Raw genomic sequence first — 17,421 nt, forward strand, 5'->3', positions numbered from 1 at the left:
TAATCGAGTCTAGAAGTCAATCCAAAACTTCCTTTATCAGCCCACATAAGTTTTCCACAACCTCACTTGTTTTGTATCATGATTTTAAAAATTATCCACATGGGGATAATTTTTTTCGCTTCACAACTCGATTCTTTCCTTATAACAATAGTTATTACTGAGTACGCTTTCAAATTTATTTTACAGATGCCTTAGAAAGGAGTATTATGATGGTAAATTCAAAGTTGTATACAAGTATACAGCAGGAAGGAGTCAACTAGAATGAGAATCGGTTTAATCGGTCTTGGAAAAATGGGTTACAACCTCATGCAAAATCTGATTCGTCATGATCACCAGGTTGTAGCATACGATGTCAATGCAGAGCTGGTTAAACAATCGGCAGAGCAAGGAGCCATTGGTGTTACATCCCTAGAAGAGATGGTGGCTAACCTTACAGCCCCCCGTATTGTATGGATGATGGTCCCCGCAGGACAAATCGTGGACTCGGTAATTCAATCAATCACTCCCCTGCTGCAACCCGGAGACATATTGATTGACGGCGGAAACTCACATTATAAGGAATCCATTTCTCGTGCAGAAACACTGGCGGCACAAGGCATTCACTATTTTGATGCTGGAACATCCGGTGGTATGGAAGGTGCACAAAACGGAGGATGCTTTATGATTGGGGGCAATCGTGAAATCTTTACTGTCATCGAGCCTCTATTTAAAGATATGGCTGTCGAGAACGGTTATTTGTATGCCGGTGAAAGTGGCAGCGGTCACTTTTTAAAAATGGTACACAACGGGATCGAATACGGCATGATGCAATCGATTGCTGAAGGTTTTGAGGTGCTTGAAAAAAGTTCCTTCAATTATAACTTTGAAGATGTTGCCCGTGTCTGGTCCAACGGTTCGGTGATCCGAAGCTGGTTGATGGAACTGACTCAGAACGCATTTTCTAAAGATCCGAAACTTGAAGGCATTAAAGGTGTCATGAAATCATCGGGCGAAGGCAAATGGACCGTTGAAACAGCCCTTGATCTACAGGCCAGTGCGCCGGTAATCGCGATGTCCCTGTTTATGCGTTACCGTTCTTTAGATAACGATACATTCCATGGCAAAGTCGTCGCAGCGCTCCGGAATGAATTCGGCGGACATGCCGTTGAAAAATCAGAATAGACTTTTGCTTAACCAATCCCTTGGTTGCCCAGGTGAAGAACCATTCTAAGTATCATGGAATGGTCCTTTCCGGGTATGGTACAATCATTGCTATTAGATATTCGAAATGGGGATTATAGTTATGAAATATCCAACATCCTGGCTTCTGGGCGTATCCCTTGGGGAAAGCATTTCAAGTGAATTACGACTTCAAATCATAAGCGGAACGATCAAACCTGGCGAAGTACTGTCGGAAAACCGAATTGCAAACGATTTCGGAACAAGCCGATCTCCTGTACGGGAAGCTTTGAAAACGCTGTCGAATGAAGGATTGATCAGGTTAGAGCGCATGGGCGCCGTTGTAATCGGTTTATCGTTAAAAGATGTAGAGGAACTTTACGATGTCCGGTATCTCATTGAGAGTTTTGTACAAGCCCATGTATTTAAAGATCCTCATCCGGATCTAACGCGACATCTGGAACAGATTATTGACCGCATGGAACTCGCAGCAAAGCACCGTGATGCCATTGAATTTGCATTTCAGGATTTGGCTTTTCACGAAAAAATAATTACCGAAGCGAAACATACACGCATTTTTCATCTTTGGAAGAGTATTCGCCCAATTGTTATGACAACCATGCTCATCACAACAGAACAAGTATTCAGCGGTGGTGATGACAAAATCCGTTACGTGATCGATAAACACATCAAATTGGTACAAGAGATGAACTCTTTAGATACACAGCGGATTCAAGCGGCGGTTCAGCATTATTTTGACGATTCTCGCACGACGCTTCACCATAGTTTTCCGAAAGGATAGCAGCACCTCTTTTCAAGGTGCATTTCTTTCTAATTCAAGTTGTCGACAAGTATACACCATTGAAATTAGAGTCTTGTCTTTGAGCATTACCAATACATCTATCTAGTAAAGCCCAAAGAGTGGGTAACATAATTAGGAGGATATCAACATGAGTTCACTTTTTGGCCTCAGCCATAATGCTACATTAATGATCTGGACACTCATAACTATTGTTTTTCTAATCGTTCTGATCTCAAAATACAAATGGAATCCATTTGTAACTCTTCTCCTCTCGGCTTTGATGCTCGGCCTTCTTACCGGAATGAAACCGGCTGACGTGGTCAACTCGATTACGAGCGGTCTGGGCGGAACACTCGGTACGATCGCGATTGTTATTGCTCTTGGAACCATGCTTGGAAAAATGATGGCAGAATCGGGCGGCGCAGAACAAATCGCCACGACTCTGGTGGATCGATTCGGTGAAAAACGAGTTCACTGGGCGATGATGGTTGTCGGTTTTATTGTAGGTATTCCTGTATTCTTTGAAGTTGGTGTCATTTTGCTTATACCCATTGTGTTTACGGTAGCCCGCAAAACAAAAATGCCGCTGCTTCAAATTGGTATTCCGATTCTAGCCGGTCTTTCAACCGTCCACGGTCTGGTACCTCCGCATCCCGCTCCAATGATAGCTATCGATGCGTATCAAGCAGATCTGGGTAAGACCATTTTGTATTCTTTATTAATTGGTATCCCGACGGCCATTATAGCGGGTCCCCTCTTTGGTAAATTTATTGGTAAACGCATTCATACAAATCCGCCGGAAGAGCTTGCCGAACAATTCTCTAATAAAGCAGAACGCACCCTTCCCGGCTTCGGAATTACCATGTTTACGATTTTGCTGCCAGTCATTCTGATGCTTATCGGATCTATCGCAACTATTATTGACCCGGATGCGAGTAGCAGCATTACTTTATTTTGTGAATTTATCGGTCATGAGATTATTGCCTTGCTGATTGCTGCGGTGTTCTCCTTCTTCTCTCTTGGGTTCGCACGCGGCTTTAATAAACATGAAATTTCTCGCTTTACCAGCGAATGCCTTGCCCCTATCGCCACAATTGTTCTGATCATCGGAGCAGGTGGAGCATTCAAGCAAGTACTTATCAACAGCGGTGTCGGTAATGCTATTGCAGAATTCGCAACCGGAGCCAATATTAATGTTATTCTGTTCGCCTGGCTCGTCGCCGCCCTAATCCGCGTCGCAACAGGTTCCGCTACGGTCGCCATGACCACCGCAGCGGGGATTGTAGCCCCCGTTCTCGCTTTGACGCCTGGAGCTAATGTAGAGCTCGTTGTACTAGCAACCGGAGCAGGATCTATCGTATTATCACACGTAAATGATGCTGGCTTTTGGATGGTTAAGGAGTTTTTCAACATGTCCGTGACACAGACCCTTAAATCATGGACGGTCATGGAAACCCTGCTATCTGTAATTGGGCTTGCGCTCGCTTTGACACTGAACATATTTGTATAATGAAAAAATAGCAATTAGACTGAACTGGAAACACCTTATTGCGGAAAGAAGGTATGCCTTTTGGATACGCTAAACTATATGATCGGTGTTGATATCGGAACCACCAGCACTAAAGCGGTGCTGTTTACGGAGAATGGAAAGATTATTGCCAAGTCTGACGGTGAATATCCACTCCTCACGCCATCTCCTGGCATTGCGGAGCAGGATCCTGATGAAATTTTCAAGACCGTAGTCTCCTCGGTTAAAGGAGTTATGGAGAGTAGCGGCATTAATCCGGAGAAAGTTCTATTTGTCTCCTTCAGCTCTGCCATGCATAGTATCATCGCTGTAGATACAAATGGAAAGCCGCTGACCCAATGCATCACATGGGCCGATAATCGGAGTGCAAAGTGGTCGGAACGGCTGAAAAAAGATTTTGGCGGTCATGAGCTGTATTTAAGAACGGGTACACCCATTCATCCTATGTCACCGATCACGAAATTAATGTGGCTGCGCTATGAGGAAGAATCCTTATTTAATAAAGCTGCAAAATTCATTTCGATTAAAGAGTATGTCTACTATCAATTGTTTCATCAATACGTAGTCGACCATTCGATCGCTTCATCCACAGGCCTTTTGAACTTGAACACCCTGACTTGGGATGAAGAGGCTTTGAAGATCGCCGGCATTGATGAGGGTCGCCTGTCGACCCTGGTTCCTACCACACACATCATGACAGGTCTTGATGAGGGCTATGCGGCTGCTATGGGCCTCTCTCCCTCTACTCCTTTTGTCTTGGGAGCAACGGATGGGGTTCTATCCAACCTAGGGGTTAACGCCATTCAGCCAGGTGTTGTTGCTGCCACCATCGGTACAAGCGGCGCCATTCGAACCGTGGTGGATAAACCAATGACCGATCCTAAAGGACGTATTTTTTGCTATGCTCTGACAGAAGATAAGTGGGTCATTGGCGGAGCAGTTAATAATGGCGGCATGATCTTCCGCTGGGTTCGGGATCAACTTGCCGCATCAGAGGTCGAAACAGCTAAGCGGCTTGGCATCAATCCATATGACGTGTTGACCAAAATTGCAGAGCGCGTTGCTCCAGGCTCTGGTGGTCTTCTGTTTCATCCTTATTTAACTGGAGAGCGAGCTCCTTTGTGGGATCCGAACGCTCGTGGCTCCTTTTTCGGCCTGTCCCTAAATCACCAGAAAGAGCATATGATCAGGGCAGTGCTTGAAGGTGTAATATTTAATATGTATACCGTCCTTCTGGCCATGGAGGAACAGATGGGGACGCCAACCAAAATCCATGCTACAGGTGGCTTTGCCCGTTCTCCTATTTGGCGTCAGATGATGGCAGATATTTTTAATCAACAAGTTATCGTTCCGGAAAGTTACGAAAGCTCCTGCCTCGGTGCCGTTGTACTAGGTCTTTATGCCACAGGTAAAGCCGATTCGCTGGATATTGTGGCAGATATGGTTGGAGGCACACATGAACACCAGCCGATCGATGAGAATGCTACTGTTTACAAGAGCCTTCTACCGATCTTTATTCGAATTTCACGTAAACTTGAGGAAGATTACAAAGCGATTTCCGAGTTTCAGCAAAAATTTATGTAAACTAGCTGCTCTTTGCCCTCATATTTAGCGAAAAGGCCGCTCCATAAGGAGCGGCCTTTTTCTATATTTTATTCCCCTTATCCGATCCCCCTAATGTATAGAAGAAAAAGTTACCCACAGGCAAATTTAAAAAACGTATTTTTCACGACCCGACAAAAAGATGAATCATTCCTCTTTCGAAAGGACAACCTGTGTATAATTTTTCCCGCATTGTTACTTCTGATGTCGAAACCTGAACAGATTATAAACAATATATAGTGGTGTGAATAAAAATTATGCACAAGCGCTTGAATTTGTGGATAAAATCCGCTCACGCATTGAAAATACGGCTTTCTTTTGCTATGATGATATTACTTTTGGATGTGAATATGTGAATGAACTCTCCAAATTATCAACAGGCTGTGGATAAAGTTGTGAACAATTTCAATTTATCCATAGTTTTTTGTTTTCACAGGAGTCTAGCATTGGGGATAAATCTACATTATTCATTTTCTTTCGACATTTCCACTCATGGCTCTCGCCACATTTGGAAGATTTAAAGGAGTGACAGTTTTGGATAGCCATACTTCCGAATTATGGCAGCAAATATTATCGATTATACAAACCAAGCTGAGCAAACCCAGTTTTGACACTTGGTTTAAAGCCACGAAAGCATTGACACTGAACGATCACTCCGTAGTCATTTCCGCTCCAACAACATTCGCCGTGGAATGGCTGGAAAGCAGATATACGAAATTGGTTAGCTCGACGGTGTATGAAGTTATGGGAAAGCAGGTAGAGGTACGTTTTGTCATTGAAGAGGCGAAGCCATCTGAACCCGCACCTCAGCAGCCGTCGCCGCCCCTTCAAGTATCTAGTGATGAAATTCAGTCACATATGCTTAATCCGAAATATACGTTCGACACCTTCGTCATCGGGTCTGGCAACCGGTTTGCTCATGCTGCCTCGCTTGCCGTGGCCGAAGCCCCAGCGAAGGCATACAACCCGCTGTTTCTTTACGGTGGTGTAGGACTTGGGAAGACGCATCTTATGCATGCAATCGGGCATTATATTCTGGAGCATAATCCGAGCAGCAAAGTCGTTTACATCTCCTCAGAGAAGTTCACGAATGAATTTATCAACTCAATCCGGGACAACAGAGCGGAAAGCTTCCGCAATAAATACCGGAGCGTTGATATCCTGCTTATCGACGATATTCAGTTCTTGGCCGGCAAAGAGTCTACCCAGGAGGAATTCTTCCACACTTTCAATGCACTGCATGAAGAACGGAAGCAGATCATCATTTCAAGTGACCGCCCTCCTAAAGAAATACCGACGCTTGAAGAACGGCTTCGCTCCCGTTTTGAATGGGGACTGATCACCGATATTCAACCGCCTGATCTAGAAACACGGATCGCGATTCTTCGTAAAAAGGCGAAAGCCGAGAATCTCGATATTCCGAATGAAGCGATGATGTATATCGCCAACCAGATCGACACAAACATCCGCGAGTTAGAAGGTGCACTTATACGCGTTGTTGCCTACTCCTCGCTCACGAATCAGGATGTAACGACACATCTTGCTGCAGAAGCGCTGAAAGATATCATTCCTTCAAGCCGTCCGCGAATGATTACCATTCAGGACATCCAGCAAAAGGTTGGAGAGTACTACAATCTGCGCATGGAAGATTTTAAAGCTCGGAAAAGAACCAAAGCCGTTGCATTTCCAAGGCAGATTGCAATGTACCTATCCCGTGAATTGACTGACTATTCCCTGCCTAAAATCGGAGAGGCATTTGGTGGCCGAGATCATACGACCGTCATTCATGCCCACGAGAAAATATCCCAAGCGCTAAAAGCCGACCAGGATCTCTTCAAAGTTGTTAACAATCTTACGGAGAAAATCAAAAATCCAACCTGAACAAGTTCAAAGCCTATGCACAATCTATACACATGTGGATAGGCTTAATTTTATGCCTTTTCTTAGGCTTATCCACATATTCAGTGCCCCTACTACTGATACTATTAATAATTAATAAATATATATCCATAAAGAAGGCGAAGAATAACCGGCGTTTGCCGGCATTTAAAAACCTTCGCATTGATTAGCGAGGAGTGAATTTTGATGAAGATCAGCATATTAAAAAATTTCTTGAATGAATCTATTCAACACGTTTCAAAAGCTATTTCCAGCAGAACCACCATTCCCATTTTGAGTGGAATTAAATTGGACGTTACTCATCAAGGTGTGACATTAACCGCGAGTGATACCGATATTTCCATCCAATCCTTTATTCCTGCGGAAGATGACAAGCAAACAATCGTGCAGGTGGACAAACCCGGAAGTGTCGTGCTGCCTGCTAAGTTTTTTGTGGAAATTATTAAAAAGCTTCCATCCCAAGAGGTTCAAATGGAGGTTAAAGAGAACTTCCAAACCTTTATTTCTGCAGGTGCTACTGAAATTCAAATGGTTGGTCTAGATCCGGAAGAATTTCCGGTACTTCCAAGCATTGAAGGGAACCAAACCGTATCTATTCCAGGCGATTTGCTGAAGAATATGATTAAACAAACTGTATTTTCGATTTCTACACATGAAACAACTCCAATTTTGACAGGTGTTTTGTGGAATCTTGCGGATAATGAACTGAAGTTTACAGCAACAGACCGTCACCGTTTGGCAACACGTTCTGCAAGTCTGGCTGGTGCGGAAGATATTAAGTTCAGCAATGTTGTTATCGCTGGTAAAACATTGAATGAGCTGAGCAAAATTGTTCCGGATCAAAATACACTCGTTGATATCGTAGTAGCAGACAACCAGGTGCTGTTCAAAATTGACCGTGTTTTATTCTACTCACGTATTTTGGACGGAATTTATCCGGATACTTCTAGGATTATTCCGACTACCCACAAAACAGAACTCGTCTTGGATACAAAAAAACTTAGCGAGTCCATTGACCGTGCTTATTTGCTATCCAAAGAGGAAAAAACGAATATCGTTCGTATGCAGACGATGGAAAACGGCGGGATCGAGATTTCGTCAAGTTCCTCAGAGCTCGGTAAAGTACGCGAAGAGCTCGACCTCATTGATTTTAAAGGGGAATCCCTGCGTATCTCGTTTAACTCAAAATATATGCTCGATGTGCTGAAGGTTATCGAAAGCGAGCAGCTTATGATTGCTTTTACAGGTGTCATGAGCCCGATTATTTTGAAGCCGATTGACGACAGTCAGAGCATGTACATCATTTTGCCTTACCGGACGACCAATTAAAGTTATCCCCAGGCAAGGGGGATGAAAGGATCAAAACATGAAACAAATTGTTATCCACAGTGAATATATTAAGCTTGATTCGTTTTTGAAGCTGGCGGATTGTGTATCCACAGGCGGCATGGCGAAAGCTTTGCTTCAAGAGGGAGCAGTACAAGTAAATGACGAGCCTGAGGAGCGGCGTGGGCGCAAATTGTATCCCGGGGACATCATCAAGGTGGAGGACTGCGGCATCTTTCAGGTTGCTGCTGGGTAAATCAGCCTCCCGCAGCCGCTTTGGCGTTAGAGCGGAAAACGAGGGAGAGGATAAGTTTGTTTGTTAATAACATCAGCCTGCATCATTACCGAAACTATGAAACACTACAGCTGGGCTCCTTCGGAGACGTAAATCTCATCATCGGACAAAATGCACAGGGCAAAACCAATTTGGTTGAGGCCCTGTTCGTTCTTGCACTGACCAAAAGTCATCGCACGTCCAAAGACAAAGAACTGATCTCTTTCGAAGCAACCAGCTCTCATATATCGGCTGAAGTGGAGAAGAAGTACGGCACCTTAAAGCTGGAACTTTCACTTTCTCCTCAAGGTAAGAAGGCCAAAATCAATGGACTAGAACAGCGAAAGCTAAGTGATTTCATTGGATCACTGAATGTGGTGATGTTCGCTCCAGAGGATTTGGAGATCGTCAAGGGAACGCCGGGGGTGCGCCGCCGGTTTCTTGACATGGAGATTGGACAGGTAACACCTAGCTATCTGTTTCACTTGCAGCAATATCAGAAAGTGCTCGTGCAGCGTAACAATCTGTTAAAGACACTTTGGGGTAAAGATGCGTCACAGCAGGCCATGCTGGACATCTGGAATATCCAACTGGTGGAGCATGGTGTTAAAATCGTCAAGAAGAGGAAACAATTTATAAAAAAGCTACAAAAGTGGGCAGAAACGATCCATCAGGGCATTACAAACGGGATTGAGGAACTGCGGTTGCAGTATCTTCCGTCGTTTGCTGACGGTGAGGAAGAAGATGAAGCTGTCTTATTTGAGTCATTTATGATAAAATTATCACAAATGAAAGAGCAGGAAATACGGCGCGGTATGACTCTGGCCGGTCCTCATCGAGACGATCTGGCTTTTTATATAAACGGCAAGGAAGTACAAACGTACGGATCACAGGGCCAGCAGCGGACGACCGCGCTGTCTCTTAAACTGGCAGAAATAGAGCTTATACAAGAGGAAATCGGGGAATATCCTGTGCTGCTCTTGGACGACGTGCTCTCCGAATTGGATCCCTATCGTCAAACTCAGCTGATTGAAACATTCCAGACGAAGGTGCAGACATTCATCACGGCGACGGGAATTGAAAGTTTGAATACCGACAAGCTAAAGGGTGCCAGCATTTTTCATGTCCATAGCGGGCAAGTGGACTCTTAAGGAGTGGATTCGTATTTATATTCATTTGGGTGGAGATAAGATCATAAGATCATCGGAGCTTGTTGGGATTTTTGATGTTTCCATTGAGAAATCTTCGAAAATTTCCAAACAGTTTGTCATGCATGCACAGCAGCATAAGGTAGTCGAACATATCGGCGAAGAGGATCCAAAATCCATCGTCGTAACGAAGAGTATCGTTTACTACTCCCCGATCTCTTCTGCAACCCTGAAGAAACGAGCGAACATATTTGTTGCTTATGCATAACAGAATCTGTAGAAGTAGGTGAAGGCATGTCTATGAATCAACCAGCTTATGATGAGAATCAGATTCAGGTACTAGAAGGATTAGAGGCTGTCCGGAAACGTCCGGGTATGTATATTGGATCCACTAGTGCCAAGGGTTTGCATCATTTGGTGTGGGAAGTGGTGGACAACAGTATCGACGAAGCGATGGCCGGAATTTGCGACCATATCGAGATCTTTGTTCATCAAGATAATAGTATTACGGTTGTCGATAACGGGCGGGGGATTCCAGTTGGTGAGAACACTAAACTGAAAAAATCCACCCTGGAAGTTGTTATGACTGTACTCCATGCCGGTGGTAAGTTTGGCGGTGGAGGATATAAGGTTTCTGGTGGTTTGCACGGTGTTGGTGTCTCCGTCGTGAATGCTTTGTCCAGTAAGGTAGTCGTTCAAGTTAAACGTGATGGACATATTTATCAACAAGAGTACCATCGGGGTGTTCCTCAGTATGACATTAAAGTTATCGGTGAAACTGATGAGCATGGAACGACTGTGACCTTCCTGCCGGATCCTGAAATTTTCACGGAAACGACAGAGTATGATTACAACACGCTTCTGACCCGTGTACGTGAGCTTGCCTTCTTGAACAAAGGCATTGCGCTTACTTTGACGGATGAGCGTACAGGGGCTTCTAACTACTTCAAATACGAAGGCGGAATCATTGAATACGTCAAGTACTTGAACGAGAAGAAGGAAGCACTTCATGAGGAGCCGATCTATGTTGAGGGGTCCCGTGATAACATCCAGGTCGAAGTTTCGCTGCAGTATAACGACAGCTATACGGAGAACATTTATTCGTTTGCGAATAATATTAATACACACGAGGGCGGTACGCATGAATCAGGCTTTAAGAGTGCACTGACTCGTATCATAAATGACTATGCTCGTAAAACAGGATTCATCAAAGACAACAGTTCCAATCTGACTGGTGATGATGTTCGTGAAGGATTGACTGCGATTATCTCGGTCAAGATTCCTGAGCCTCAGTTTGAAGGTCAGACGAAGACGAAGCTTGGAAACAGTGAAGTTCGGGGTATTGTCGAGTCCTTGTTCGCAGAGAAGCTGCAAGAGTTCCTTCAGGAAAACCCTGCGGTTTCCCGCCGCATTATGGAGAAGGCGCTGTCTGCGTCCCGTGCGCGTGAAGCTGCACGTAAAGCGCGTGAGATGACACGCCGTAAGAGTGCCCTTGAAGTTAGTGCTCTTCCTGGTAAACTGGCGGACTGTTCATCGAAAGATGCTTCTATCAGTGAGCTTTATATCGTCGAAGGGGATTCAGCCGGTGGTTCCGCGAAGCAAGGTCGTGATCGTCATTTCCAAGCAATCCTTCCGCTGCGGGGTAAAATTCTGAACGTTGAGAAGGCACGACTTGACCGTATCCTGTCGAATGCAGAAATCCGGGCTATCATTACAGCACTGGGTACCGGTATCGGTGATGACTTTGATATAAGCAAGGCTCGCTATCACAAGGTTATTATCATGACGGATGCCGACGTTGATGGTGCGCACATTCGTACATTGCTGCTGACCTTCTTCTACCGGTATATGAGAAAGATTGTTGAAGCTGGCTATATTTATATCGCTCAGCCACCACTCTTCAAGGTAGAGCGTAATAAGGTCATCCGCTATGCAGGCTCAGAGAAAGAGCGTGATGAGATCATTGCTGAGTTTGGCGAGAATGCGAAATATAACGTTCAACGTTATAAAGGTCTCGGTGAGATGAACGCAGGTCAACTGTGGGAAACAACCATGGATCCGGAGAGCCGTTCCATGCTGCAAGTAACGATTGAGGATGCGATCCTTGCAGACAGTATCTTTGATACATTGATGGGCGATAATGTAGAACCGCGCCGTGATTTCATTCAGGAACATGCGAAGCTTGTTCGAAATCTGGATGTATAAAATACATTGTCCAATTTAAGAATAAATAAACTCGGTGAGCGTGTATTTACGCGTTTCACCACCTTACTAAGCGTGCAGATTCTCTGCACGCTTTTTTATTTTATTTCGCAATTGTTTAGTTTGCTTTTTTCTTGCTAGTGGTATTTCTTCCGTACGCATCAGCGTATTTTTTTACTTTATGATAGACGCTCTTATCCTTGAAAAATTTCTTGAAAGGGAACAATGCAGGTTTCGTATTCACTTCAAGAATCCAAATATTCCATCTTTCATCAATTGCCACATCAAGTCCGATTTCTTTTAGATTTGGATAAGCTTTTTGAAGCTGTGAAGCGATGTTAACACCGAGAACATTCAATTCATCACGAATATTCTCAGCTTCCGTAGGTGTCATATGTTCACTCATCAGTACCTTAAAGTGTTTGATGCTACCCCCGCTATGATGGTTAGTAATAATTTTCTCTTTGGCAGCCACCCGTCCGATTATGCCTGTACTTTCCCATCTCCCTGACGGGGTCTTCTGTGCGAGCACTCGCAGATCAAAGGATCGACCTTTGTGACGAAGCAATCGAATTCCTTGCTGAATTAAATACTCCTTCCCCTGACAGAGGTGGCGTACCGTTTTATCAAGTTGTTCCACCGTTGAAAAATGCTTTGTTATGGTTTCAAAGCGGAGTGTATACGTTTTTATGCTCTCAGAGCTGTCTGGATCCCCGCTAACGTTTATCTCCACACACATAACTCCATTGCCGTAGGTTCCTCGGTCGGGCTTAATGTAGACAAGTGTATATGTCTCGAGCATTTGTTCAAGAGCTTCGAGTGAATAGAGACTTGTAGCTGGCACATATGAGGCAAGGCCTTTGTTTTTGAGTATTATTTTTGTTTTTGTCCATTTGCTTGAAACGCGTTGTACAGTCAACCATTTTCATCCTTTCCGGTTTCGTTTTAAATTCTGATCGATATACAATTCCACTTGGATTTGAAATCATGGAGTTATACGTCAACGTCCCCCGAAAACATAGGACAAGGGAAGCAAACAATGGTATAATATAAAGATGCGAAGATTCGTAATTGTTTATCATGATTTCCGAGAATCCTTTGCCCTGCATTGTATGTGAAAATTAGCGCGGAGGACAGGGCGCTTCCCTAGTTCCGGGCAAAATAACACTTTTATGACGCGCGAGCAAGCGACGTTTAATTGTGCTCCTTTTGTGAAAGTAATATAATTAAGGTTAATGGATTTATATCGTTGTTCACTATTCTGCTTTTTTCACATAGATCTAGGCATGATTGATAGGAAAATGAAGGAGGTCCAGCATGGCGGAAGAAAATTTCTCCCAAATTAAAGATCGGGACATTGGTACGGAGATGCGTGAATCCTTTATGGATTATGCGATGAGTATCATTGTCAGCCGGGCTCTGCCGGATGTGCGGGACGGACTGAAGCCGGTTCACCGTCGTATTTTGTATGCGATGTCTGAACTCGGAATGGCCCCGGATAAGCCACACAAGAAATCTGCAAGAATTGTCGGTGAAGTTATTGGTAAGTACCATCCCCATGGTGATTCGGCCGTTTATGAATCCATGGTACGGATGGCACAAGACTTCTCCATGCGTTATATGCTGGTCGACGGACATGGTAACTTCGGTTCCATCGACGGCGATATGGCAGCAGCCATGCGTTACACGGAAGCACGTTTATCTAAAGTAGCTATGGAAATGCTGCGTGATATCAATAAAGAGACCATTGATTTTACTCCTAACTATGACGGTGAAGAGCAAGAACCTGTTGTTTTGCCGGCACGTTACCCGAACTTGCTTGTAAACGGGGTATCAGGTATTGCGGTCGGTATGGCTACAAATATTCCGCCACACAATTTAGGAGAAGTAATAGATGGTGTTCAAGCACTTATTCGGAACCCGGATATTACATCATTAGAGCTGATGGATTACATCCAGGGCCCGGATTTCCCAACTGCCGGTTATATTCTCGGTCGTGCGGGTATCCGTCAAGCGTATCAGACAGGCCGTGGTTCTGTAACCATGCGTGCGAAAGCGACGATTGAGGAGAACAATAATAAGGCTAGAATCGTAGTTCACGAGATTCCATATCAAGTGAACAAAGCGCGTCTGGTTGAGAAAATTGCCGAGCTCGTTCGTGATAAGAGAATCGATGGTATTACAGACTTGCGTGATGAGTCTGACCGTAATGGTATGCGTATCGTTATTGAGCTGCGCCGTGATGTTAATCCGAACGTTGTGCTAAATAACTTGTACAAGCATACTTCGATGCAGTCCAATTTCGGTATTAATATGCTTGCGATCGTAAACAACGAGCCAAAAATATTGAATTTGCGCGATGTACTGTATCACTACTTGGATCATCAGGTTACTGTTATTCGTCGCCGTACAGAATTTGAACTCAAAAAAGCAGAGGCACGCGCTCACATCCTCGAAGGCTTGCGAGTTGCTTTGGATCATCTGGATGAGGTTATTGCTCTCATTCGTGCATCCCAGACGACAGAGGCTGCCCGTGAAGGGTTGATGGAACGCTTTAACCTTAGCAATGAACAAGCTCAAGCTATTCTGGATATGCGCCTCCAGCGCCTGACAGGTCTGGAACGCGACAAGATCGAGAATGAATACCAAGAGCTTCTGAAGAAAATTGCGGAGTTGCGTGAGATTCTTGCTAATGAGCAGCTTATTCTACAAATCATTAGTGATGAGCTTCAGGAGATCAAGGAACGCTTTAGCGATGAGCGTCGTACAGAAATCACTGTGGGTGAAGATAGTATCCTGGATGAGGATCTTATTCCTCGTGAGGAAGTTATTATTACGATCACCCATACTGGATATATTAAACGTTTGCCGGCTAACACGTACCGCAGTCAGAAGCGGGGAGGCCGCGGCGTTGTGGGGATGGATACGAAGAGTGAAGATTTTGTAGAACATCTTTTCGTAACGAATTCCCACCATTACCTGATGTTCTTTACAGACAAGGGTAAAGCTTATCGCTTGAAAGCTTACGAAATTCCGGAGCTCAGCCGGACAGCACGTGGTACGCCGATTATTAACCTGATTCAGATTGAACAGGGTGAGACGGTTAACGCGGTTATTCCGGTAGAGAGCTTTGAGAGCGATAATTACCTGTTCTTTGCAACCAGACAAGGTGTTGTTAAGAAAACACCTCTGGAAGATTACGTGAATATCCGCAAGGGTGGATTGATCGCGATTAATCTGCGTGAAGACGACTCCCTGATTGATGTTAAACTGACTGATGGTGAGCAAGAGATCATCATGGGGACAGCTCAAGGCATGTCCATCAGGTTCCAGGAAAGTGATGTGCGATCCATGGGACGTAGCGCGACGGGGGTTAAAGGTATTACGCTTGATAATGAAGATACGGTTATCGGAATGGACGTTGTAGATAAGGATTTGGATATCCTCATTGTAACGTCTAAAGGTTACGGTAAGCGGACACCAGCCGGGGACTACCGTTCACAGACCCGTGGTGGTAAAGGAATCAAGACGATTAATATCACTGAGAAGAATGGTCCTGTCGTTGGCCTGAAAGTCGTTAAATCTGAAGAAGATTTGATGATTATTACTGCCAGCGGTACGATTATCCGGACGAGCATGGAGGGCATCTCTACGATGGGCCGCTATGCACAGGGTGTTAAATTGATCAATATCCGTGAAGATGACGCAGTAGCGACCGTCTGCCGCGCTGATAAGAGCGAAGAACCGGACGATAGCAATGACGATGATGCCATCGAAACTGATGGTGGTGGAGGCGAAGAGTCCTCTGACCCATCAGATAATGAATAAGATGTAGTAAAAGAGCATGGGTGCAGCTTAGCATTCATGCTCTTTTTTACAATCAATTTGATTTTGAACTTGATAAGAAAGAACTATTCACGATGAAGAAAAGAAAAATGATGAATTTAATACAATTACAGGTAATTAGTCTTGGACAGGCTGAGAAAGTAGTACTATAATGTTGATTAAAATAAGTATAAATTGGCTGCTGTTAGGTTAATACACAGTTTACAGAGTAGATGGAGAGGTTGATCATGACGATCAGATCCGTTAGTGAGTTACAAGCCGGTGTGAAATTGACCAAAGATGTACATACGCCTCTGGGAGGCCTTTTGCTACAAAAGGGAAAGGTACTCTTACCAAGAGATTTAGAAGTACTTAAAGCTTTTTTAGTACAGCAGGTGGATATCGAAGTAAATGATGTAGATACAACGAAAATTCCAACAATAAAGACAGCCGGGAAGAAACCGGCGCTTATTTTCTCGGAGATATCTTCAAATCCGGGAAATGAAGAAGTTGTAACTAGAAAAGACCAGCCTTTACATGAAGAGTATGATAAGACACTTGCCTTGGTGAAAAACTGCTATCAATTGGCGTTAACGGGTGAGCTGCGGATGTATGAGGTCCGTAATCAGATGGAATCCATGCTTAAGCACCAAAAAGATTATCATATTCTAAAATTCACACCACGCATGACGAGCCGGCATGATTATAGATATCATAATGCGGTTTTATGCTCCTTGTCTTCATATAAGCTAGCTCAGTGGGTTGGCCTTCCGCAAAAAGATTGGCTTCAAGTCGCTTTTGCTGGATTGCTTCATGATATCGGAAATGCAAAAATCGATCCTCTTATATTGAACAAACCATCCAAGCTCACATCTGAAGAGAGTGAAGAGATGAGACGTCATACTACTTACGGCTATCAAATTCTAAAAAATGTGGCAGCTGTAAATGAGGGTGTAAGGTTGGCAGCACTTCAGCATCATGAAAAAGTGGACGGATCAGGATATCCTTTACGCCTAAATGGATCGAAAATTCATGTGTATGCCAGAATCGTTGCAGTAGCTGATATATTTCATGCGATGACGCTTGATAAGTTTTATAGGGGAGCTCAGTCTCCTTATGTTGTATTGGAGCAGATTCAATTGGAGTCTTTCGGTAAGTTGGATCCCATGATTGTTCAGGCATTTATCAATAAAGTGACGTCTTTCCATAACGGAACAAAAGTAAGGCTCAGCAATAATAAAGTCGGTGAAATTGTGTTCACGGATAAACTGCACCCTACTCGTCCGATGGTTTCTACCGAAGGACAGATTATTAATCTGATGCAGCATCGACAACTTTTTATAGAAGAAGTCATTTCTTGACGAAAAAAGGGTTGACCAAGTTAGCAAAGCTGTGATATATTATTTCTTGCCGCTTCGAGCGGAACAATATATCACAGCTTTTCAATCGAAAAACTTTTTGAAAAAAAAGCTTGCTAAATTAGAAAGAACATGATATATTATAAGAGTTGCTGCTGCGAACGAGATTCGCCGGTAACACTGAAGTTGATCTTTGAAAACTGAACAACGAGTGAGTTAAACCGATCTTACTCCGGTAAGATCAAAAATGAGAATTTTAATTCTCGTCAGTTTTTCTAAATGAGCAAATCGCTCTTTTC

General features: G+C 44.0%; 13 protein-coding genes. 12 read left to right on the forward strand and 1 reads right to left on the reverse strand.

All coding sequences use genetic code 11. The features are described 5' to 3' along the window. The first annotated feature begins 261 nt into the window (after positions 1-261). The 10 genes from gnd (at position 262) to gyrB (ending at position 11,942) form a co-directional block, all read left to right on the forward strand. Positions 262-1,161: a phosphogluconate dehydrogenase (NAD(+)-dependent, decarboxylating) gene (gene gnd / locus ACFQV5_RS08615; protein ID WP_379245646.1), complete on the forward strand. Its 900-nt coding sequence runs from the start codon at positions 262-264 to the stop codon at positions 1,159-1,161. Between the two features lie 121 nt (positions 1,162-1,282). Next, entirely contained in the window at positions 1,283-1,960 is a 678-nt protein-coding gene (locus ACFQV5_RS08620; protein WP_379245648.1) for a GntR family transcriptional regulator, read from the forward strand. A 148-nt stretch (positions 1,961-2,108) separates the two neighbouring features. Continuing rightward, positions 2,109-3,470: a GntP family permease gene (locus ACFQV5_RS08625; RefSeq protein WP_379245650.1), complete on the forward strand. Its 1,362-nt coding sequence runs from the start codon at positions 2,109-2,111 to the stop codon at positions 3,468-3,470. Between the two features lie 60 nt (positions 3,471-3,530). After that, on the forward strand, positions 3,531-5,072 hold the full coding sequence (gene gntK, locus ACFQV5_RS08630; protein ID WP_379245652.1) for a gluconokinase: 1,542 nt from the start codon (positions 3,531-3,533) through the stop codon (positions 5,070-5,072). 552 nt (positions 5,073-5,624) lie between these two features. Continuing rightward, a complete protein-coding gene (gene dnaA, locus ACFQV5_RS08635) occupies positions 5,625-6,971 on the forward strand; it encodes a chromosomal replication initiator protein DnaA (RefSeq protein ID WP_379245654.1) in 1,347 nt (448 codons plus the stop codon). A gap of 204 nt (positions 6,972-7,175) precedes the next feature. Beyond that, positions 7,176-8,318: a DNA polymerase III subunit beta gene (gene dnaN / locus ACFQV5_RS08640; protein ID WP_379245656.1), complete on the forward strand. Its 1,143-nt coding sequence runs from the start codon at positions 7,176-7,178 to the stop codon at positions 8,316-8,318. A 37-nt stretch (positions 8,319-8,355) separates the two neighbouring features. After that, positions 8,356-8,571, forward strand: coding sequence for a S4 domain-containing protein YaaA (gene yaaA, locus ACFQV5_RS08645; RefSeq protein ID WP_379245658.1), 216 nt, complete (start codon positions 8,356-8,358; stop codon positions 8,569-8,571). 56 nt (positions 8,572-8,627) lie between these two features. Then, complete coding sequence (recF, locus tag ACFQV5_RS08650) at positions 8,628-9,740, forward strand: DNA replication/repair protein RecF (RefSeq protein WP_379245660.1); 1,113 nt, start codon at positions 8,628-8,630, stop codon at positions 9,738-9,740. A 13-nt stretch (positions 9,741-9,753) separates the two neighbouring features. Next, a complete protein-coding gene (remB, locus tag ACFQV5_RS08655; RefSeq protein WP_379245703.1) occupies positions 9,754-10,005 on the forward strand; it encodes an extracellular matrix regulator RemB in 252 nt (83 codons plus the stop codon). A gap of 26 nt (positions 10,006-10,031) precedes the next feature. Continuing rightward, entirely contained in the window at positions 10,032-11,942 is a 1,911-nt protein-coding gene (gene gyrB / locus ACFQV5_RS08660; RefSeq protein ID WP_379245662.1) for a DNA topoisomerase (ATP-hydrolyzing) subunit B, read from the forward strand. 115 nt (positions 11,943-12,057) lie between these two features. Here gyrB and ACFQV5_RS08665 read toward each other — a convergent pair whose 3' ends face one another. Continuing rightward, positions 12,058-12,858 (reverse strand): YheC/YheD family protein, encoded by an 801-nt coding sequence (locus tag ACFQV5_RS08665; protein WP_379245664.1) that lies wholly within the window; start codon positions 12,856-12,858, stop codon positions 12,058-12,060. 398 nt (positions 12,859-13,256) lie between these two features. Here ACFQV5_RS08665 and gyrA point away from each other — a divergent pair, with 398 nt between their 5' ends. Both gyrA and ACFQV5_RS08675 read left to right on the forward strand, forming a co-directional pair. After that, on the forward strand, positions 13,257-15,767 hold the full coding sequence (gene gyrA / locus ACFQV5_RS08670; protein WP_379245666.1) for a DNA gyrase subunit A: 2,511 nt from the start codon (positions 13,257-13,259) through the stop codon (positions 15,765-15,767). A gap of 245 nt (positions 15,768-16,012) precedes the next feature. After that, positions 16,013-17,125, forward strand: a complete 1,113-nt coding sequence (locus ACFQV5_RS08675) for an HD-GYP domain-containing protein (protein WP_379245668.1) — start codon at positions 16,013-16,015, stop codon at positions 17,123-17,125. Positions 17,126-17,421 lie beyond the last annotated feature (296 nt).

This window comes from Paenibacillus sp. GCM10028914 (assembly GCF_042666275.1).
Taxonomy (GTDB): Bacteria; Bacillota; Bacilli; order Paenibacillales; family Paenibacillaceae; genus Paenibacillus_AQ.